A 19185-nucleotide genomic window follows, 5' to 3' on the forward strand; every position below is an offset into this window, starting at 1 on the left:
CCCGGCACAACCGGGCAGAGCTTCGCCCCCCCCAAACAGCGCAACCAGGCGGGCCACCTCCACCTCCCGAACAGGCCACGTGAGCGCGGCATCTCCACCCCGGAGCGGCACAGCGGGCGCCCCAACTCCCCGCCTCCAAACACCTGTCGACGGGGCGGGCCCGTCGAGGGCAGGGCTCTCCCGCCTCCCGTGACCGGACGGAAGCGGCGTGAGGCCGTCCCCTTCATCGGCGCCGGGCCGAGGCGGGCCGGGGGACGGCGCGGTCTAGGAGGCGGTGCCGGCGCGGCGGCGGATGAGGGTTTCGACGCCGTCCAGCAGCAGGTTCAGCCCGAAGACGAAGTCGGCGTCGTCCACCCAGCCCTCGCCACCGCTCATCGCGCCCGAGCGCATCGCGGCCGCCAGGGCCGGGTAGTCGTCCGGGTCGAGCACCTCGGCCAGCATCTCGCCGTACTCGGCCGCGCCCGCGACCCCGGCCTCCTCAAGCTGGGGGTCGCCACCGGCCATGCCGTGGACGAGCGCCGCCTCGGTGAGCGCGTACCCCGTGAGGGCGGTGGCCACGTTCACCTTCTCGCCGTCGTGGAGGCCGGTGCCGCCGAGCGCGGCCAGGGCGCGGTCCAGCCACAGCAGCCGGCGCGGGCCGAGCGGCGGGGCGAGGCGGGCCACCGACAGCAGCCACGGGTGGTCGAGCAGGATGTCGCGCTGGGCCCGGGTCCACACCTCCAGGTAAGCCCGCCAGTGCCGCCCCTCCGGCTCCGGCGGCAGCGGAGCGGCGCCGTCGGCCATGGCGGTGAGCAGCTCCTCCTTGCTGCCGACGTACCGGTAGAGCGCCGTCGCCGCCACGCCCACCCGCGAGGCGACGCTCGCCATCGACACCCCTGCGAGCCCTTCCGCGTCCGCCAGCTCGACGGCGGCGGCGGTGATCGTCGCGAGGTCCAGGCGGGGCCGCGGCCCGCGCCGGGTCACCGGCTCGCGCCCCCACATGCGCGCGACGACCGGCGGCAACCGCCGCTCCTCCCCCATGCTCACCCCTCCTTGACTCGCTCCTAGGATTCTGCATTATGGTTGAAACTATGAATGCCATACACAGTAGGCCATTAACAGATTCAATCCACGCCCGTGGGCTGACGAAGTCGTTCGGGGAGACCCAGGTCCTCACCGGGATCGACCTGACCGTGCCGACGGGCACGCTGCTGGCCCTGCTCGGCCCCAACGGCTCGGGCAAGACGACCACCGTCCGCATCCTGACCACGCTGCTCGCCCCCGACGGCGGCACCGCGACCGTCGGCGGCCACGACGTCACGCGCGAGGGGCGGGCCGTGCGGCGGGTGATCGGGCTGACGGCACAGCAGGCCACGGTGGACGACCTCCTGACCGGCCGGGAGAATCTGGAGCTGTTCGCCGGGCTGCACCACCTGGGACGCCGTACGGCGCGGCGGCGGGCCGGCGAGCTGCTGGAGCGCTTCGACCTGACCGGGGCCGCGGACCGGCAGGTGGGGACGTACTCGGGCGGCATGCGACGGCGGCTGGACCTCGCGGCCGGGATGGTGGCCGAGCCGCGGATCCTGTTCCTCGACGAGCCCACGACCGGGCTCGATCCGCGCAGCCGCGCCGAGCTGTGGGCGGTGATCCGGGAGTTGCTCGCCTCGGGGACCACGATCCTGCTGACCACGCAGTACCTGGAGGAGGCCGACCAGCTCGCCGACCGGGTCGCGGTGATCCACGGCGGGCGGCTCGTAGCCGACGGCTCCCCCGCCGAGCTGAAGCGCCAGGTGGGGACCGAGCGGCTGGTGCTGAGCCTGGCCGGTCCCGAGGACGTGCCACGGGCCCGCGCGGCCCTCGCCGCCCTCAGCCCCGCCGCCCTCGCACCCGCCGCCCGACCGGCAGCAGCACAGCAGACGACAGCGCCACAGGACGGCCGGCAGGATGGTCAGCGGGCCGGGCGGCGGGAGATCACGCTGGCCGTGCACGGTCCCGGCGACCTGCGGCGCGCGCTGGACGCCCTCCACCGCGCCGCCGTCGAGGTCGAGCGGGTGGAGCTGCGCAGCCCCACCCTCGACGACGTCTTCTTCGAGCTGACGGAGGCCGCGGCATGAGCGCGATCCACCCGCCCAGGGCGGCCGCGGCGGGCGACCTCTACCGCCTGGTCGTCCGCGACCTGCGCCGCGAGCTGCGCGTCATCGACGGCCTGATCGTGAACGTCGCCCTGCCCGTGATCATCATGGTGGTCTTCGTCTACGTCTTCGGCGGCGCGATCAGCACCGGCTCCAGCGGCCTGGCGTACATCGACTTCGTGGTTCCCGCCGTGCTGCTGATGTCCGGCGGGTACGGCGCCGCCACGACCGCCATCACCATCGCCGAGGACATGACCGGCGGCATGATGGACCGCTTCCGCACGCTGCCGATCGGCGGCTGGCTGGTGCCGGCTGGGCACGTGCTCGCCTCGGTGCTCCGCAACGTGGTGGCCTGCGGCCTGGCCCTGGCGGCGGCGGTGCTCCTCGGGTTCCGGCCGCACGCCACGCTCACGGAGTGGCTGCTGGTGGCGGCCCTGCTGGCGGGGTACGTGCTGGCGATGTCGTCGCTGGCGGCCGTCTGGGGTCTGCTGGTGCGCTCGACCCAGGCGGCGGGGGCGTTCAGCTTCGTGGTGCTGTTCCTGCCGTACGTGTCGGACGGGGTCGTCCCCGCGGAGACCATGCCGGGCGTGCTGCGCGACTTCGCCGCCAACCAGCCGCTGACGCCGGCCGTCGCGACCCTGCGCTCGCTGCTCCTGGACGGGGTGCCGATGGGGTCGTCGGGGGTGGTGGCGGCGGCCTGGCTGGCGGGCATCGTGGCGCTCAGCCTGCCCGTCGCGGCCCTGCTCTTCCGCCGCCGCACCTCGTCGTGACCCGCCCGCCCCGCCAGGACGCCCTGGTCCGGTGGGGCGGGGCCGGACCGCCCCGCCGGAACTCTCTCCACGCGGCGGACCCTGTCGGCCGGAGCGCCGGGACGCCATCGCACAGCACGGGCGGAGCCATGCCGGGGCGCCGGGGCGCTTTACGGGGCGGGCGGGGCCATGCCGGCGAGGACCACGTCGACGACCCGTTCGGCGAGGTCCTCCGGCAGGTCGCCGGCCGGTCCCCACTTCGACTGCCACATCATCGTGCCGGACAGGATGGCCATGGCCAGGGTGACGTCGAGGTCGGGCCGTAGCTCGCCCGTGGCGACGCCGCGTTCGAGGACCTCCCGGAGGGCGCGCCGCCGCGGCTCGACGGCGCGCTCGACGAAGCGTTCCAGCAGCCGCGGGTGCCGGTCGGCCTCGCTCATCGCGATGTTCATCACGCACCGGCCGCGCCGGTTGCCGGACTCGGCGCGCATGGCGTCGAGCAGGGTGATGAGGTCGTCGCGCACGGAGACGCCGGCGAGCGGCGGCAGCGGCGCCTTGAGGGTGGCCAGGGCGTCGACGACCAGGTCCTCCTTGTTGGACCAGCGCCGGTAGATCGTGGTCTTGCCGACGCCCGCCCTCGACGCGATCGCCTCGATGGACAGCTCGGAGACGCCCATGCCCTCGGCGATCAGGTCGAGGGTCGCCTCGATGATCGCTTTCTCGGCCTTCTCGCTGCGCGGGCGCCCGGCCGGACGGGCGGTCCCTGTTCCCTGGATGGTCATCGCGGCATCACACTACCGCTGGTTCCTTCTGCTCCACCTGCTGGACCGGCTTCGGCTTCCCTGGCATCCACCGGGCCACCACGACGACGCCGAGCAGCGCGATCGCGGCCGAGACGAGCGCCGTGACGTGCATGCCGTCGATGAACGCCGCGAACGCCGGCTTGACCAGGGCCTGGCCGCGCTCGCCGAGCGCCTCGGCCACGCCCATGGTGGCCATGATGGACTCGCCGGCGGCGTGCTGGACGCCGGCCGGCAGACCGGCGAGCACCGGCTCCATCTGCCCACGGTAGGTCGATGACAGCACCGAGCCGAGCACGGCCACACCGAGCGCGCCGGCCACCTGGCGGACGGTGTTGCTCATGGCCGAGCCGACGCCGGCCTTCTCCCGGGGCAGCGCCTCCATGATCGCGGTCGTGGCGGGCGGCATGATGTTGGCCATCGCGGCGCCCTGGACGAAGAAGACGACCTCGATGAGCAGGATCGGGGTGTTCTCGGTCATGAACGCGTAGCTGGTCAGCACCAGCGCGATCACGATCATGCTGACGGTGGCGGCCAGCTTGGCGCCGACGCGCTCGTTCACCCGCTGGCTGAGCGGCGCGAAGATGAGCTGCGCGGCGGCGAACGGGATCATCAGCGCTCCCGCCTGCAGCGCCGTGTAACCCAGCACGATCTGCAGGTAGAAGGTCAGGAAGAACATCCCGCCCATCATCGCGAAGAACACGATGCCCATCATGCCGATGGCCGAGCCGAACTTGGGGTCGGCGAAGCTGCGTACGTCGAAGACCGGGTGGTCGATGCGCCGCTCCCACCAGACGAACGCGCCCAGCACCGCCACTCCGGCGAGGGTGGGCACCAGCACCTCGGCGCTGGCCACGGTGCCGAGGTAGCCGCCGCGGATGATGCCGTAGACGAGGGAGACCAGGCCGATGATGGACAGGATCACGCCGACCGGGTCGAGCTTGGACGGCTTCGGGTCCTTCGACTCGGGCACGATCGTGGCGATGAGGATCATCCCGATGACGACGATCGGCACGTTGACGAGGAAGACCGAGCCCCACCAGAAGTGCTGGATCAGCAGGCCGCCCGTGATGGGGCCGATCGCGACGGCGAGGCCCACGCCGCCCGCCCACACGCCGATCGCGCGGCCGCGCTCGGCGGGCGGGAACACGTTGGAGATGATCGCCAAGGTGGCCGGCATGATCGCCGCGCCGCCGATGCCCATCGCCGCCCTGGCCAGGATGAGCTGCATCGGGTCCTGGGCGTAGGCGCTGGCGAGCGAGGCCAGGCCGAACAGCACCATGCCGACGACCAGCATGCGCTTGCGGCCCGTGCGGTCACCGATCACGCCGAAGGTGAACAACAACCCGGCGAACACCAGGGTGTAGGAATTGATCGCCCATTCCAGCTCGCTCTGCGTCGCGCCCAAGCCTGCCGCGGGATCGGCGATGGTCTTCATCGCCACGTTGAGGATCGTGTTGTCGAGCACGACCGCCAAGAGGCTGAACACCAGTACGCCGAGGATGGCCCATCGGCGTGGGTGCCCCGAATTCGGGTCCATGGAACGTCCTTAATTTCGATACGACTGAGTTTCGCTACGCAAACGTATCGCAAGGCATTCCGATACGCAACGGTCCCGTTTCGTAAATTCCGTGTGAACGGGCGGCCCCCTCCCGTCACCGGCACGTCATGTACGAACGCGCGGCACCGACGCCCCCGTGGCCCGGTGCCGCGCGATCAGCTCATGGCGCCGGCGCCTCCGGAGCCGCCGCACCAGCCGCAGCCGCAGCCAGGGTCGACGGGGCCGCAGGAACCCCCGGGACCTCCGCAGCCTCCGAGACCCCCGGAGCAGCAGCCGGCTCCTCCGGCGGCGCCGGGACCGTGTCCGCCATGTCCGGCGGCGCCGGGACCGTGTCCGCCATGTCCGGCGGCGCGGGAGGCCGGCGGCGCCACAGCGGCAGCGCGGCCAGCACGATGGCCACGCCTGCCAGCCCCGCCACCGCGAAGGCCCACGACGACCCCACGCCGTCGATGACCGCCCCGGCGATCGGCGCGGAGGCCGCGCCGCCGATGAGCAGCGCGGTGCCGTGGAGGCCCATCGCCTCGCCCCTGGCCGTCGCCGGCACCCGGCCGCTGACGACGTCGACCGTGGACGACAGCGCCGGCGCGCACAGCAGCCCGGCCGGCAGCAGCGCCAGGACGAGCCAGCGCCAGTCGCCGGCCACCAGCCCGACGGGCACCGTCAGCAGCCCCATGGCCGCGATCAGCGCGAACGGCGAGAAGCCGCGCGACAGCCCGCCGTACACGAAGCCGCCGACCAGCGAGTAGACGCACCAGATGCCGACGGCGAGGCCCACCCACTCGGTGTCGCCCGCGTCGGTCATGGTGGCGACCAGGGACAGCTCGGTCGCGGTGAGCACGAACGTGGCCGCCGCCACCGTGGCCATCAGCCCGCCGAACGCGGGCGTCAGCCACTCGCGCCGCGCCACCTTGATCCCCCGCGCCTCGTGCTCCTTCTCGGCCTCCGAGCGGGTGGGCGGGTTGAGCGTGAGCAGGCCGATGCCCGCGAGCGTCATGCCGGCCCCGATGACCGTCATCGTCACGGTGCTGCCCAGCGCGGTCAGGCCCGCCACGGCCAGCGCGGGACCGGTCATGTAGGACAGCTCGACCAGCATCGAGTCGATCGTGAACGCGGTGCGCCGCTGCGGTGCGGGCACCATGGCGGCCAGGCACTGCCGGGTCACGCTGAACACCGGCAGCGCCAGCAGCCCCGCCAGCGCCGCCGCCGCGGCGAGCGCGGGGAACGGCAGCGCCCACGCGCACGACCAGAACGCCGCCTGCGCCACGGTGGTGACGGCGAGCACGGGACGCAGCCCGTGCCGGTCGACGAGCCTTCCCGACAGCGGCGAGCCGATGGCCATGCCGATCGTGCTCGCCATCGTGACCAGCCCGGCCTTGGCGTAGCCCAGGTGCAGGACCTGGGCTACGTGCAGGGTCAGCGCCATGCCCGTGGCGGTGGCCGGCATCCGGGCCAGCAGCCCCACCAGCAACAGGGTGGGGACGCCCGGAATTTTGAGCAGCCGTCGGTAAGGGTCGAGAGCCATGGTGTTCGTTACCTCCGCATAGATTCTGGCAACAGGCACCGACACTTTCGCCACTGGGTTTTCCGCGCGGCGTTCTTCCCACGGCCCCCTCGCGGCCTGTTTGCCCCCTTGACCTCGCATGCCATCATCGGAGGAGGTCCGGGGACGCCACTGGGGCGCCTCGAGACGGCTCAGGAGGGTTGATCCATGTCCTCTTCCACCACCCCCACCCCCACGACGACGCTGTACGGCGGCGCCGCCGGCCGCCGCGTCACCGTCCGCGACCTCGCCGCCGCCAAGGAGCGCGGAGAGCGGTGGCCCATGGTCACCGCCTACGACGCCATGACGGCGCGGGTGTTCGACGCGGCCGGCATCCCCGTGCTGCTCGTGGGCGACTCGGCCGCCATGGTCGTCTACGGCTACGACTCCACGCTGCCGGTCACGGTCGACGACCTGCTGCCGCTCACCGCGGCCGTCGTACGCGGCTCGTCGCGGGCGCTGGTCGTCGCCGACCTGCCGTTCGGGTCCTACCAGGGCTCGCCGGCGCAGGCCCTGGAGTCGGCCGCCCGCTTCATGAAGGAGGCGGGCGCGCACGCGGTCAAGCTGGAGGGCGGCCGGCGCATCCTGCCGCAGGTCGAGGCGCTGGTCTCGGCCGGAGTGCCGGTGATGGCGCACCTCGGGCTGACCCCGCAGTCGGTCAACGTGCTCGGCGGCTACCGCGTGCAGGGGCGGGGCCAGTCGGGCGACGAGCTCATGGCCGACGCCAAGGACCTGGAGCGGGCCGGGGCGTTCTCCGTCGTGCTGGAGTGCGTGCCGGCCGAGCTGGCGCACCGGGTGACGACGTCCCTCGCGATCCCGACGATCGGGATCGGGGCGGGGGCGCACACGGACGCGCAGGTGCTGGTGTGGCAGGACCTGATGGGGCTGACGCCGCGTCCGGCGAAGTTCGTCAAGCGGTACGCCGACCTCGCCGGCGACCTGGACCGCGCGGCCCGCGCCTTCGCCGCCGACGTCACCTCCGGCGCGTTCCCCGCACCGGAGCACACCTACAGCTGACCTCGCGGGCGCGCCGCCCCACGGCGGGGCGGCGCGCTCCCGCGCAGGTCAGAGGCCGGCCGGGTCGGTGTTGGAGCCGCAGACGACGACCGCCACCCGCTCCCCCTCCTCCGGCCGGTACGCCCCCGACAGCAGCGCCGCGTACGCCGCCGCCCCCGCGTGCTCGGCCACCACCCGGTGCCGCTCCCACAGGGTGCGCCGCGCCGCCACGATCGCCTCGTCCGGCACCAGCACGCTGCGCACGCGCGGCCCGGACAGGACGCCGAAGGCCAGCCCGCCGATCCTGCTGGCGCCCAGGGCGTCCGCGCCCACCCCGCTCACCCCGACCTGCACCGGCTCGCCCGCCCCCAGGGCCGCGTTCAGCGTGGGGATCAGCTCGGGCTCGACGGCCACGATCCGCGGCCCGCCACCGCCGCTGTCGCCGGTGCCGAGGGTGATGCCGGCCGCGAAGCCGCCCCCGCCGACGGCCACCAGCACGCTGTCCACACCGCCGGTCTGCTCCATGATCTCCAGCCCGGTCGTGCCCTGCCCGGCGATCACCTCGGGCTGGTCGTAGGCGTGGACGGAGAGCGCGCCCGTCTCGGCGGCCCGTTTGGCCGCCGCCTCCGCCGCCTCGGCGTAGATCGCCCCGGTCTGGGTGACGTGCGCGCCCAGCGCCGCCAGCCCCGCCACCTTGACGGGGCTGGTCACCTCGGGCACGAAGATCTCGGCCCGCACGCCGAGCGTCCGCGCCGCGTACGCCACCGCGAGCCCGTGGTTGCCGCCGCTGGCCGCGATCACGCCGCTGTCCGGCAGCGGGCCCGCCGACAGGATCCGGTTGAACGCCCCGCGCACCTTGAACGACCCGGAGTGCTGCAGCAGCTCCAGCTTCATGAACAGCCCCGGCGAGACCTCCAGCACGGGCGTGCGCAGCACGAGCCCGGCGATCCGCCGGGCGGCGGCGGCGACGTCCTCACGGGTGACGGCGGTCCCATCGGCGATCATGACATTCTCCCCGGTACGAGCTCGGACTGTACGTCTCGCAGGCTACGCGAGCGCCTGCGACACGTCGGCCCAGAGGTCCTCCGGATGCTCGATGCCGACCGCGATCCGCACGGTGCCCTCGCCGATGCCGTTCGCCGCCAGCTCCTCGGCGGTCAGCGACCGGTGCGAGGTGGTCGCGGGGTGCATGACCAGCGTCTCGACCCCGCCGAGCGAGGGGGCGAGCATCGCCAGCCGTACCGCCTTCATGAACCTCTCCCCCGCCGCGCGCCCGCCCGCCAGCTCGAACGAGAACACCCCGCCGAACCCGGGCAGCAGCTTGCGCCCCAGCTCGTACGACGGATGCGAGGCCAGCCCCGGCCAGTGCACCGCCGACACCGCCGGATGTGCGGCGAGCCGCGTGGCCAGGTGGTCGGCGTTGGCGCAGTGCCGCTCCATCCGCAAGGCGAGCGTCTGCAGCCCGCGCACCACCAGCCAGGCCGCGAACGGGTCGGCCGCCGCCCCCAGCTCGATCGCGAAGCGCCAGACCCGCTCGTACAGCCCGGCCTCGGCGAAGACGGCCAGCCCGCCGATGACGTCCGTGTGCCCGGACAGGTACTTGGTGGTGGAGTGCACGACGACGTCGGCCCCGTGCTCGATGGGCCGGCACAGCATCGGCGTGGCGAAGGTGTTGTCGACCACGGACAGCAGGCCGAGCTCGCGGGCCGCCGCGCACATGCCCGGCAGGTCGGCGATCAGCGCCGTCGGGTTGCTGATCGTCTCCAGGTAGACGAGCTTCGTCTCCGGCCGCCGGGCGGCGCGCAGGGCGGCGGGGTCGTTCTCCGGCACGTACGTGACCTCGATCCCGAACCTGCCCGCGAGCTCGGCCAGCATCGCCGAGGTGCCGCCGTACAGCGCCTGCTGGGCGATGAGGTGGTCGCCGGGCCTGAGCAGGCCGAGCAGGACGGTGTTGATCGCGCCCATGCCGGAGCCGGTGGCGATCGCGCCCGCGCCGCCCTCCAGCCCGGAGACGGCCAGCTCCAGGGAGCGGACGGTGGGGTTGGTGTAGCGCGAGTAGACGAACGGCCCGGACGGGTTCCCCATCGCGTCGGCCATGACGGCCGGGTCGGAGAAGGAGAACCCGGAGGTCTGGTAGATCGGCACGGTCATCGGGCGGCTGCCGTCCACCGGCGCCTGAGGGATGTGCACGGTTCTGGTCTCTGGGCGGTAATCGGTCATACCACCAGCATCTCCCGCGCGGCGGCGCTGGTTGAGAGCCAATCCGGCAGAATTGGCTCATGAATGGGGCCAATCTGGACGACCTCATCGATCTGCTGGGCCGCTGGGCGTCCGGGCGCGGCCCGCTCTACCTGCTGCTGGCCGCCCGCCTCCGGGCGCTGATCGACGACGGCGTGCTGCCGCCGGGAGTGCCGCTGCCGCCGGACCGGGTGCTGGCCCGGCGGCTGGCGGTGGGCCGGGGCACCGTGGTCGCCGCGTACGACCTGCTCCAGCAGGAGGGCCGGGTGACGCGCCGCCAGGGCAGCGGCACCCGGGTGGCCGCGCTCGACCTGCCCGCCAGCAGGACCGCCGACGGCGTGCCCGCCAACCCGCTGCTGCTGCACCTCCTGCATCCGCCGGACGGCGTCGCGCTGCTCACCTGCGCCGCGCCCGACGACCCGCCGGAGGCGCTGCGCGAGGCGTACGAGGAGGCCGCCCGCTCCCTGTCCGGCCTGCGCGACCTGGGCTACCAGCCGGCGGGCCACCCGGCGCTCCGGGCCGCGCTGGCCGCGTACTACACGGGGCGCGGGCTGCCCACCGAGCCCGGGGAGATCATGGTGACGACGGGCGCCCAGCAGGCGCTCACGCTGCTCGCCGGCCTCCTCGTGGCGCCCGGCGACACCGTGCTGACCGAGTCGCCGACGTACCCGGGGGCGCTGGAGGTGTTCCGGCACGCGGCGGCCGTGGTCCGGCCGGTGACGCCGGAGGGGCTGGGCGCGGCGCTGCGGGAGCGGCCCGCCCTCGCCTACTTCGTCCCGACCGCCCGCAACCCGGACGGCGCGATCATGCTGGTTCCCGAGCGGCGGCGGCTGGCCGCGCTCGCCGCCGAGCACGACGTGCCGCTGGTCGACGACGAGGTCTGCGCCGAGCTGTGCTTCTCGGGACCGGCGCCGCCGCCGCTCGCCGCGTTCGGGCGGGGAGAGCAGGTGATCACCGTCGGCTCGATGAGCAAGCTGGTCTGGGGCGGGCTGCGGGTCGGCTGGATCCGGGCCGCCGCCCCGCTGGTGTCGCGGCTGTCGCGGCTGCGGGCCGTGCACGACCTCGGGGGCGAGGTGGTCAGCCAGCTCGCCGCCGCCACGCTGCTGCGCCGCCTGGACGAGGTACGCGCCCCGCGGGTGCGCGCCCTGGCCGCCCGCCACGACCACCTGTGCGCCGAACTGCGCGCCCGGCTGCCGTCGTGGACGTTCGAGCCGGCCGGGGGCGGCCAGACGATCTGGGTCCGCGTCCCGCGCGGCGAGGTGGACGCCTTCGCCCAGGTGGCGCTCCGGCACGGGGTGGCGGTGCCGCCCGGCCGCTCGTTCGACCCGCTGGGAGGGCACGCCGACCGGATGCGGCTGCACTTTCTGCTGCCCGCGGACGAGCTTTCGCGAGCGGTGAACAACCTGGCCCTGGCCTGGGCGGCCTTCGACGGCACGGGCCGCGCGGCGGCTCGGCACACCCTGATCGTCTGAGAGTGTGGAGGGCGTGGAGACGACCTTCGTACTAGTGCACAGCCCCTCGGTCGGCCCTTCGACCTGGGCGCCGGTGGCGGAGTCGCTGGAGCGGCGCGGCCACCCCGTCGTGGTTCCCGACCTGACCGGCATCTCGGCGGGCGGCCCGCCCTACTGGCCGCGCGTCGTGACCGCCGTGAGAGACGCCGTGGTCGGGGACGCCGGGCCCGGCTCGCCGCTCGTGCTCGTGGTGCACAGCAACGCCGGGTTCTTCCTGCCCGCGATCAAGGAGGGGCTGGGCGAGCGCGTGGTGGCGTGCGTGTTCGCCGACGCCCACGTCCCGCCGTCCGCCGGCCTCGTACGCGTCGCGGAGGAGGACTTCCTGCCGTTCCTGCGCGGCCTGGCCGGCCCCGACGGCGTGCTGCCCCGCTGGACCGACTGGTGGGACGAGGAGGACGTGGCGGCCCTGCTGCCCGACCCCGCCGTGCGGGTACGGGTGACGGCCGAGCAGCCGCGGCTGCCGCTCGACTACTACACGCAGTCCGTGCCGGTGCCCGCCGGATGGGACGAGGTCAGGTGCTCCTGCCTGTGGTTCGGGCCGCCGTACGAGGGGGCGGCCGAGGAGGCCGGCCGGCGCGGCTGGCCGGTGACCCGGCTGCCCGGACTGCACCTGCACCAGCTCGTCGAGCCCGAGGCCGTCACGGACGCGCTGCTGAAGTTGTCGCGTAAGTCGTGAATTCTTCACTGCCGTCCTGAGTGCCCGCCGGGCGATAGTCGGAGCCATGACGACGATCCAGGTGAGCGGGCTCAGGAAGAGCCATCAGGGCTTCGAGGCGGTGCGCGGCATCTCGTTCGAGGTGGCGGAGGGGGAGATCTTCGCGCTGCTCGGCAGGAACGGCGCGGGCAAGACGACGACCGTCGAGGTGCTGGCCGGGTTCCAGCGGGCCGACGCGGGCGAGGTGCGGGTGCTCGGCCTCGACCCCCACACCGCCCGCGCGGCCCTGCGCCGCAGCACCGGGATCATGCTCCAGGAGGCCGGGTTCTTCCCCGACCTGACCGTGGCCGCGACCGTCGACACCTGGCGGGGCTTCGTCGCCGCGCCCCGCCCGCGCGCCGAGGTCCTGGAGCTGGCCGGGCTGGCCGGGCGCGCGGACGTGCGGGTGCGGCAGCTCTCCGGCGGCGAGCGGCGCCGGCTGGACCTGGCGCTGGCCCTGCTGGGCCGGCCCCGGGTGCTGTTCCTCGACGAGCCGACCACCGGCATGGACCCGGAGGCGCGGGCGGCCACCTGGGACGTCGTCCGCGGCCTGGCCGCGGAGGGCGTCACGATCCTGCTGACCACCCACTACCTGGAGGAGGCGCAGCGCCTGGCCGGCAGCATGGCGATCATGGACGCGGGCCGCGTCGTGGCCGCGGGCGGCATGGCCGAGACGCTGGCCGGGCGGGCCGGGCGGGTGTCGTTCCTGCTGCCCGAGCACGTGGACCCCGGCGAGCTGCCGCTGCCTGCCGCGGTCGAGGACGGGCGGGCGGTGTGCCGCGCCGACGATCCCGACCTGGCCGCGCAGACGCTGCTGACCTGGGCCGCCGGGCGGGGGCTGCGGCTGGCGGGCCTGGAGGTGCGCCAGGCCACGCTGGAGGACCTCTTCCTCGACCTCGGCGGCGACCACGACGGGGACGCCGCGCTCTCGCAGGCGGGAGGCGCCCGATGAGCTTCGCCGCCACCTACCGGCTCGGCGCCCGCCTGTTCTGGCGGGACAAGGCCATGCTGTTCGCCTCCGTCATCACGCCCGTGGGGCTGTCGATCGGGATGCCGCTGCTCATGCGGCACGTACGGTCCGACGGCCCCGCCGCCGCGGCCGAGCTTTTCCCCGCCACGCTGGCCATCGTGCTGTCGATCACCGCGTTCATGAACATCACGGTCGCGCTGACCGGCCGCCGCGACCAGCTCGTGCTCAAGCGGCTGCGGGCGACCGAGCTGACCGACGGGCAGATCCTGGCCGGGCAGATCAGCTCCAACGCCACCCAGACGTTCCTGGTGATCGTGGGGTGCGCGGTGGCCGTGTTCCTGGCCGCCGGGGTCGCGCCGCCGCCGAACGCCCTGGTCGTCGCGCTGGTCGTGGCGGCGGGTTCGGCCGTGATGGCGCTGCTCGGCGCCGCGTACACGGCGGCGGTGCCGCGGGCGGAGCTCGCGGCGGCGTACACGATGCCGGTCTTCCTCATCGCCGGCGTGTCGGCGGGCGCGATGGGGCCGATCCCGCTGCCGTCGTGGCTGCGGCCCGCGCTGGACCTGCTGCCGACCTCGGTGGTCGTGGACGCGGTGCGCACCGGCGAGCCGCTCCGGGCGGTGCTGGTGCTGGCGGGATGGGCGGCGGTGGGGCTCGTGGCGCTGCGGCTGTGGTTCCGCTGGGAACCTCGCCGGTCCTGACACCGCCGCAGAAGGGACATAATCGGCTGTGCTCTCCACCCCGGCGCCCCCCGTTCCCGCCAGGCGGCTCGCGATCGTGCTCATCACGGCCGTGTCCGTCGCCTACACCGTCATCGCGCTGATGTACTTCCGGTGGGGAGCGGGCTTCGGCGTGGTGTCCGCCCTCATCATGCTCGCCGTCGTCGGCACCCACCACCTCAACATGCGGGCGGCGCTGCGCGGCGAGCGCTCCGCCCGCTTCCCGCTGCTGGTCGTGCTGCAGGCGGTGGCCACGTACCTGCCGGACTTCCTGCTGCCGGGCGGCGCCTCGGCCGTCGCCACGCCGATGCTGGCGGGGACGCTGCTGGTGTTCCTGCCGCTGGGGTGGGGGTGCGCGCTGGTGGGGGCGGCGATGGCGTACGAGGGGTTCATCCTGTGGGGCGGCCTCGACTTCGCCGTCGTCACCGCCTTCTACGTGGTGAGCGTGCCGACGACGGGGGCGATGACGTACGCGCTGGTCCGCCTCGCCCGGACCGCGGAGGAGCTGGCGCGGGCGCGGGAGGAGCTGGCCGACGCCGCCGTGCTCAAGGAGCGGCTGCGCATCTCCCGCGACCTGCACGACGGCCTCGGGCGCAGCCTCACCGCGATCGCGCTCAAGGGCGACCTCGCCACCCGCCTGCTGGACCGCGACCCCGGCTCCGCCCGCACCGAGATGGGCGAGCTGGTACGGGTCGCCAGGGAGGCCGCCCAGGACGTGCGCCGGGTCGCCCGGGGCTACCGGGCCATGTCGCTGGCCGGCGAGGTGGACCGGGCGGTGGCGCTACTGGAGTCGTCCGGCGTGCGCTGCCAGGCGCACCTGGCCACGGTGACGCTGCCGCGCCCCTCCGAGGAGGCGCTGGCCTGGGGCGTACGCGAGGCGGTCACCAACGTCCTGCGGCACAGCAGGGCCACCGTCTGCACCATCACCACCTCGACCGGCGGCGGCAGGGCGCGGCTGGAGATCGCCAACGACGGCGTCCCGCCCGAACCAGGACCGGCCGGCGGCGGCCTCACCGGCCTGGCCGAACGCGCCGCCCAGGCGGGCGGCTCCTGCGCCGCCGCCCCGACCGGCGACGGCGGCTTCCTGCTGGCCATGGAGGTGCCCGCGTGATCAGGATCCTGCTGGCCGAGGACATGCACCTCATCAGGTCCGCCCTCACCGCCCTGCTGCGCCTGGAGCCCGACATCGAGGTCGCGGCCGAGGTGACGCGCGGCGACGAGATCGTGCCCGCCGCGCTGCGGGTCCGCCCGGACGTCGCCGTCGTGGACATCGACCTGCCCGTGCTCGACGGCATCACCGCCGCCGCCGAGCTGCGCGAGCGGCTGCCGTCCTGCCGGATCCTCATCCTCACCGCGCTCGGCCGGCCCGGCCAGATGCGGCGCGCGCTGGCCGCCGGGATCGAGGCGTTCCTCGTCAAGGACGCCCCCGCCGACCGGCTGGCCGACGCCGTCCGCCGGACCGCGGCGGGCCTGCGGGTGCTGGACGCCGAGCTGGTCTCGGCCGCGATGGAGTACGGCGAGAGCCCGCTCACCCCGCGCGAGGCCACCGTGCTCAGGGAGGCGGCGCGGGGCGCGTCCGCCGAGGACATCGCCGCCCGCCTGCACCTGTCGTCCGGCACCGTGCGCAACTACCTCACGGCCGCGATCACCAAGACCGGCGCCCGCAACAAGATCGACGCGATCCGCGTCGCCGAGGACGCCGGCTGGCTCTGAGAATCGGCTGCTCAGATGTCGGTGATCCGCAGGCCGGCGTGCGCCTTGTAGCGGCGGTTGATCGAGATGAGGTTGGCGGTGAACGCCTCGACCTGGTGGGCGTTGCGCAGCCGCCCGCCGTACACCCCGCGCACCCCCGGGATCACCGCGGCCAGCGCCTGCACCGTGTCGGTCGCCTCCCGGTCGTCGCCCAGCACCAGCACGTCCAGGTCCACCTTGTCGACCGCCGGGTCCAGCAGCACGACCGCCGAGACGTGGTGGAAGGCCGCCACCACCCGGCTGTCCGGCAGCACCGCCGCGGCCTGCTGCGCGGCGCTGCCCTCCTCGACGGGCAGCGCGTAGGCGCCCTGCTTGTCGAAGCCGAGCGGGTTCACGCAGTCCACCACGATCTTGCCGGCCAGCTCGGCGCGCAGCGACTCCAGCAACGCCTTGTGGCCCTCGTACGGGACGGCCACGATCACCAGGTCGGCCTCCTTGGCGACGTCGGCGTTGGCCGCGCCCCGCGCGCCCTCGCCGATGGTCTCGGCCGCCTCCTGGGCGCGCCCGGCGCTGCGGGACCCGATGAGCACCGGATGCCCGGCCAGCGCGAACCGCCGCGCCAAACCCTTCCCCTGGTCGCCGGTGCCGCCGAGGATGCCGATGGAGAGCCCGCTCACGTTCACGTCAGTCATGCCTCGCATCATGCCAGCCGCCTTGCGCCTGGTGAGCGCGAGGGCTCATTGACCGCCCGAGTGCACAGGGTGTCAAAACATCACTTCCGAAAGAGCTCCCCCACAGGAGACCGTCCGGCACCATGGGCTCATGGACTCGGGATCGGTGGCACTTCTGCGCGAACTCCTGGCCCGTACGAGCTGGCTCGACCGAGCCCGTGACCTCGGCCAGGCGCTGCGCGCCACCCGCTCCCCTGGCGGGCTGCTGCTGGTCGGCACCCCCGAGGACGAGCCCTGGCACCTGACCGCCCACCTCGCCGACGAGGCGCGATTCTCCGGGCTGCCGCAGCTCACGCCCACGCTGGTGCGCTGGGCGCCGCCCGCCGACGCCCCCGCCCACCTGCGCGTCGGCCTCGACCGGCTGGAGCGGGCGGCGCGCGGGGAGACGTTGTTCGTGCTGGCCGAGCAGCGGGCGCCGGTGCCGCTGCTGGAGCGGGTGGACGACGCCCGCCGCATCGGCGCCACCATCCTCGCCATCGAGGGCGGCGACCGGGAGCTGGCCGGGCTCGCGCACGACGCGCTGGAGGTGCCGCGCGAGGGACTGGTCACCTTCGACGGCGCCCAGCACCTGGTGAGCGCGGCGGCCGGCGAGGTGGAGCAGCGCCTCGGCCTCCGCGGCCGCCTCGCCCGCCTCCTGGACAGGGTCAGCGGCCCCCAGCTCCCGGACTGACGGCCCCGGCGGGCCGCCGACAGCCGCTCAGACGGGGTCGGGCTGGGTGCGGATACGGGCCGGTCAGACGGGGTCGGGCTGGGTGCGGAGACGGCCGCTCAAGGGGGCCTGGAGCGCCGCCGTGGCCTCCTCGATCGCGGCGATCACCACCGCCTGCACCGGGTCGGGCTCGCCCGACCTGGTCCGGCTCACCCGGGTGACCGCGTCCAGCCGCCGCGCCCCCACGTCCCGCAGCTCGCTCACCCGCACCTCGCCCTCGGGTACGTCCAGCAGCGCCAGCGCGGGCACGATCGCCACCCCGTGCCCCGCCGCCACCAGCGCCAGCGTCGGCCCGAACTCGGTGATGACGTGCACCTTCCGCGGCTCGAACCCGTGCAGCCCCGCCAGCCGCTCCAGCGCCTGCCCGCACGCCTGGTTCGGCTCGCCGGCCACCCACGGCAGCCGGGCCAGGTCGGCGACCGTGCGCGGCGGGTCCGGCAGGCCGGGCGGCAGCACGATGCGGTACTCGTCCACGTACAGCAGGCGGGTGCTGAGCGACGGCTGGGTCAGCGCGGGCAGCCCCATGTCCTGCTCGGTGATGAGCACGTCCACCGCGCCGAGCCGCAGCTCCTGCAGCGCGGGCTGGCCGTAGATCTCGTGGATGGTGGGGACGATCTTCGGGTGGCTCTCGGCCAGTGCGCGCAGGGCGGGCACCAGCATGTGCTTGATGAAGGTGGGGAAGGCCGCGATGCGCACCGGCCCGGCCAGCCGCTCGGTGAAGCGGGTGAGCTCGCGCCGGGCCTCCAGCAGCTCCTCCTCCACCCGCTCGGCGTAGCCGGCCAGCACCCGCCCCGCGGGGGTGAGCGACACGCTGCGCTGGGAGCGGTCGATGAGGGCCAGCCCGACCTCGCGTTCGAGCTGGGCGAGCTGCTGGGAGACGGCGGAGGGGGTCAGGTGGAGTGCCTCGGCGGCCCGCATGACGCCGCCGCGGCGGGCGACCTCGTGCAGGATCCGCAGCCGCCGGGGGTCGATGTCCATGCAGATCAGCTTACGGGGAACTTCACTTTTCTTTATTTGTGCTTTACCGCGAGGGGCCGGGAGAATTGTGGCATGGATCTCCTTCTCGCGGTCGTCGGCTGGGCGGGCGCGGCCGTCCTGCTCTCGGCCTACGCCCTCGTCTCGTCCGGGCGCATCCAGGGCGACGGGCTGACCTATCAGGTCATGAACCTCTTCGGCGCGGTCGGGCTCATGGTCAACAGCGCCTGGAGCGCCGCCTGGCCGTCGGCCGGGCTCAACCTCGTCTGGGCCGCCATCGGCGTGGTCGCCCTCGTCAAGCTCGCCAAGGTCGGTGCCACGCGATGATCGTCGAGCTCAGCCACCGCGTCCACGACGGCCTGGTGACCTACCCGGGCATCCCTGCTCCGCGCATCGGCGTCCATCTGAGCAGGGAGGACTCACGCGCGGTGTACGCCCCGGGCACCGAGTTCCACATCGCCACGATCACCCTGGCCGCCAACACCGGCACGTACGTGGACACGCCCTTCCACCGCTACCCCGACGGCCCGGACCTCGCCGCGACGCCGGTGGACCGGCTCGCCGACCTGCCCGGCCTGGTGGTGCGGGCCGAGGGGCCGGGCCGCGCGGTGACCGTGGACCGGAGCCTCGACGTGCGCGGCAAGGCCGTGCTCGTGCACACCGGCTGGGACCGCCACTTCGGCACCGACGCCTACTTCGACGGCCACCCCTACCTGGCGCCGGAGTCGGCCGCCTGGCTGGCCGAGCAGGGCGCGGCGCTGGTCGGGATCGACTCGCTCAACATCGACGACACCCCGCCGCACGGCGAACGCCCCGCCCACACGGTCCTGCTGGGGGCGGGGATCCCGCTGGTGGAGCACCTGACGAACCTGGCGGCCCTGCCCGATGAGGGTTTCCGCCTGCACGCCGCGCCACCCATGATCGCGGGCATGGGGACCTTCCCCGTACGGGCCTACGCGGTGCTGTGACCGCCCGCCGGCGGATCAGTCGTCATCCTGCTCCGCCTCGTCCCACGCCTTGTTGCGGTCGGCGGCGCGTTGCAGCGCCCCGGCCGCCTCCTCCTGCGAGGCGTAGGGACCCATCCGGTCCTTGTTGGGGCAGCCCTGATCGGGCTCGACCCGCATGTGCTTCAGACAGAACCACCACTGACCTTCGCTCACGGGGTCAATTCTGCCCCGTAGACTCATAGTTC

21 protein-coding genes are annotated in these 19185 nt (G+C 74.1%); 12 read left to right on the plus strand and 9 right to left on the minus strand.

Annotated elements, in window-relative coordinates; all coding sequences use genetic code 11:
* Positions 1-264: 264 nt before the first annotated feature.
* Positions 265-1020: a TetR/AcrR family transcriptional regulator gene (locus tag SMD20_RS15535; RefSeq protein WP_329592568.1), complete on the minus strand. Its 756-nt coding sequence runs from the start codon at positions 1018-1020 to the stop codon at positions 265-267.
* 50 nt (positions 1021-1070) lie between these two features.
* Between SMD20_RS15535 and SMD20_RS15540 the strand changes: the two genes are divergently transcribed.
* The gene (locus SMD20_RS15540; RefSeq protein WP_329581005.1) at positions 1071-2093 is read left to right on the plus strand and encodes an ATP-binding cassette domain-containing protein; all 1023 of its coding nucleotides are present in this window, start codon (positions 1071-1073) and stop codon (positions 2091-2093) included.
* Complete coding sequence (locus tag SMD20_RS15545; protein ID WP_329581008.1) at positions 2090-2881, plus strand: ABC transporter permease; 792 nt, start codon at positions 2090-2092, stop codon at positions 2879-2881. The genes SMD20_RS15540 and SMD20_RS15545 overlap by 4 nt, the downstream gene beginning before the upstream one ends.
* 149 nt (positions 2882-3030) lie before the next feature.
* Here the strand turns inward: SMD20_RS15545 and SMD20_RS15550 are convergent, their stop codons facing one another.
* The 3 genes from SMD20_RS15550 to SMD20_RS15560 form a co-directional block, all read right to left on the minus strand.
* A complete protein-coding gene (locus SMD20_RS15550; RefSeq protein WP_329581011.1) occupies positions 3031-3642 on the minus strand; it encodes a TetR/AcrR family transcriptional regulator in 612 nt (203 codons plus the stop codon).
* A gap of 7 nt (positions 3643-3649) precedes the next feature.
* Positions 3650-5200, minus strand: coding sequence for a DHA2 family efflux MFS transporter permease subunit (locus SMD20_RS15555; RefSeq protein WP_329581014.1), 1551 nt, complete (start codon positions 5198-5200; stop codon positions 3650-3652).
* Between the two features lie 181 nt (positions 5201-5381).
* Positions 5382-6743, minus strand: coding sequence for an MFS transporter (locus SMD20_RS15560; protein ID WP_329581017.1), 1362 nt, complete (start codon positions 6741-6743; stop codon positions 5382-5384).
* A gap of 186 nt (positions 6744-6929) precedes the next feature.
* Between SMD20_RS15560 and panB the strand changes: the two genes are divergently transcribed.
* Entirely contained in the window at positions 6930-7778 is an 849-nt protein-coding gene (gene panB, locus SMD20_RS15565; protein WP_329581020.1) for a 3-methyl-2-oxobutanoate hydroxymethyltransferase, read from the plus strand.
* A gap of 48 nt (positions 7779-7826) precedes the next feature.
* On the opposite strand, the gene SMD20_RS15570 is transcribed toward panB, so the two are convergent.
* Both SMD20_RS15570 and SMD20_RS15575 read right to left on the minus strand, forming a co-directional pair.
* Positions 7827-8762, minus strand: a complete 936-nt coding sequence (locus SMD20_RS15570; RefSeq protein WP_329581022.1) for a serine/threonine dehydratase — start codon at positions 8760-8762, stop codon at positions 7827-7829.
* Between the two features lie 42 nt (positions 8763-8804).
* Positions 8805-9977 carry a trans-sulfuration enzyme family protein gene (locus SMD20_RS15575; protein ID WP_329581024.1) on the minus strand — a complete coding sequence of 391 codons (1173 nt, stop codon included), beginning with the start codon at positions 9975-9977 and terminating at the stop codon, positions 8805-8807.
* 59 nt (positions 9978-10036) lie between these two features.
* Here SMD20_RS15575 and yczR point away from each other — a divergent pair, with 59 nt between their 5' ends.
* The 6 genes from yczR to SMD20_RS15605 are packed head-to-tail and all read left to right on the plus strand — an operon-like array spanning position 10037 to position 15599.
* Positions 10037-11467: an aminotransferase-like domain-containing protein gene (yczR, locus tag SMD20_RS15580; protein WP_329581026.1), complete on the plus strand. Its 1431-nt coding sequence runs from the start codon at positions 10037-10039 to the stop codon at positions 11465-11467.
* 13 nt (positions 11468-11480) lie between these two features.
* Positions 11481-12182 (plus strand): alpha/beta hydrolase, encoded by a 702-nt coding sequence (locus tag SMD20_RS15585; protein ID WP_329581028.1) that lies wholly within the window; start codon positions 11481-11483, stop codon positions 12180-12182.
* Between the two features lie 46 nt (positions 12183-12228).
* The gene (locus tag SMD20_RS15590) at positions 12229-13152 is read left to right on the plus strand and encodes an ABC transporter ATP-binding protein (protein ID WP_329581030.1); all 924 of its coding nucleotides are present in this window, start codon (positions 12229-12231) and stop codon (positions 13150-13152) included.
* Positions 13149-13868, plus strand: coding sequence for an ABC transporter permease (locus SMD20_RS15595; protein ID WP_329581032.1), 720 nt, complete (start codon positions 13149-13151; stop codon positions 13866-13868). Before SMD20_RS15590 ends, SMD20_RS15595 begins: the two co-directional genes overlap by 4 nt.
* A 28-nt stretch (positions 13869-13896) precedes the next feature.
* Positions 13897-14997 carry a sensor histidine kinase gene (locus SMD20_RS15600; protein WP_329581035.1) on the plus strand — a complete coding sequence of 367 codons (1101 nt, stop codon included), beginning with the start codon at positions 13897-13899 and terminating at the stop codon, positions 14995-14997.
* Positions 14994-15599, plus strand: coding sequence for a response regulator transcription factor (locus SMD20_RS15605; protein ID WP_329581037.1), 606 nt, complete (start codon positions 14994-14996; stop codon positions 15597-15599). The genes SMD20_RS15600 and SMD20_RS15605 overlap by 4 nt, the downstream gene beginning before the upstream one ends.
* Before the next feature lie 11 nt (positions 15600-15610).
* On the opposite strand, the gene npdG is transcribed toward SMD20_RS15605, so the two are convergent.
* The gene (gene npdG, locus SMD20_RS15610; protein ID WP_329581039.1) at positions 15611-16270 is read right to left on the minus strand and encodes an NADPH-dependent F420 reductase; all 660 of its coding nucleotides are present in this window, start codon (positions 16268-16270) and stop codon (positions 15611-15613) included.
* A 130-nt stretch (positions 16271-16400) separates the two neighbouring features.
* Between npdG and SMD20_RS15615 the strand changes: the two genes are divergently transcribed.
* Complete coding sequence (locus tag SMD20_RS15615; RefSeq protein ID WP_329581041.1) at positions 16401-16979, plus strand: hypothetical protein; 579 nt, start codon at positions 16401-16403, stop codon at positions 16977-16979.
* Between the two features lie 63 nt (positions 16980-17042).
* Here SMD20_RS15615 and SMD20_RS15620 read toward each other — a convergent pair whose 3' ends face one another.
* The gene (locus tag SMD20_RS15620) at positions 17043-17996 is read right to left on the minus strand and encodes a LysR family transcriptional regulator (protein WP_329581044.1); all 954 of its coding nucleotides are present in this window, start codon (positions 17994-17996) and stop codon (positions 17043-17045) included.
* Positions 17997-18068: 72 nt separating this feature from the next.
* Here SMD20_RS15620 and SMD20_RS15625 point away from each other — a divergent pair, with 72 nt between their 5' ends.
* Together SMD20_RS15625 and SMD20_RS15630 are read left to right on the plus strand one after the other, a co-directional pair.
* On the plus strand, positions 18069-18320 hold the full coding sequence (locus tag SMD20_RS15625) for a CBU_0592 family membrane protein (RefSeq protein ID WP_329581046.1): 252 nt from the start codon (positions 18069-18071) through the stop codon (positions 18318-18320).
* Complete coding sequence (locus SMD20_RS15630; RefSeq protein ID WP_329581048.1) at positions 18317-18961, plus strand: cyclase family protein; 645 nt, start codon at positions 18317-18319, stop codon at positions 18959-18961. The genes SMD20_RS15625 and SMD20_RS15630 overlap by 4 nt, the downstream gene beginning before the upstream one ends.
* Positions 18962-18976: 15 nt before the next feature.
* Here the strand turns inward: SMD20_RS15630 and SMD20_RS15635 are convergent, their stop codons facing one another.
* Positions 18977-19180 (minus strand): hypothetical protein, encoded by a 204-nt coding sequence (locus tag SMD20_RS15635; RefSeq protein ID WP_344214442.1) that lies wholly within the window; start codon positions 19178-19180, stop codon positions 18977-18979.
* Between the last annotated feature and the right edge of the window lie 5 nt (positions 19181-19185).

Origin of the sequence: Nonomuraea sp. LP-02 (assembly GCF_036289125.1) — a bacterium.
Classification (GTDB): Bacteria; Actinomycetota; Actinomycetes; order Streptosporangiales; family Streptosporangiaceae; genus Nonomuraea; species Nonomuraea bangladeshensis.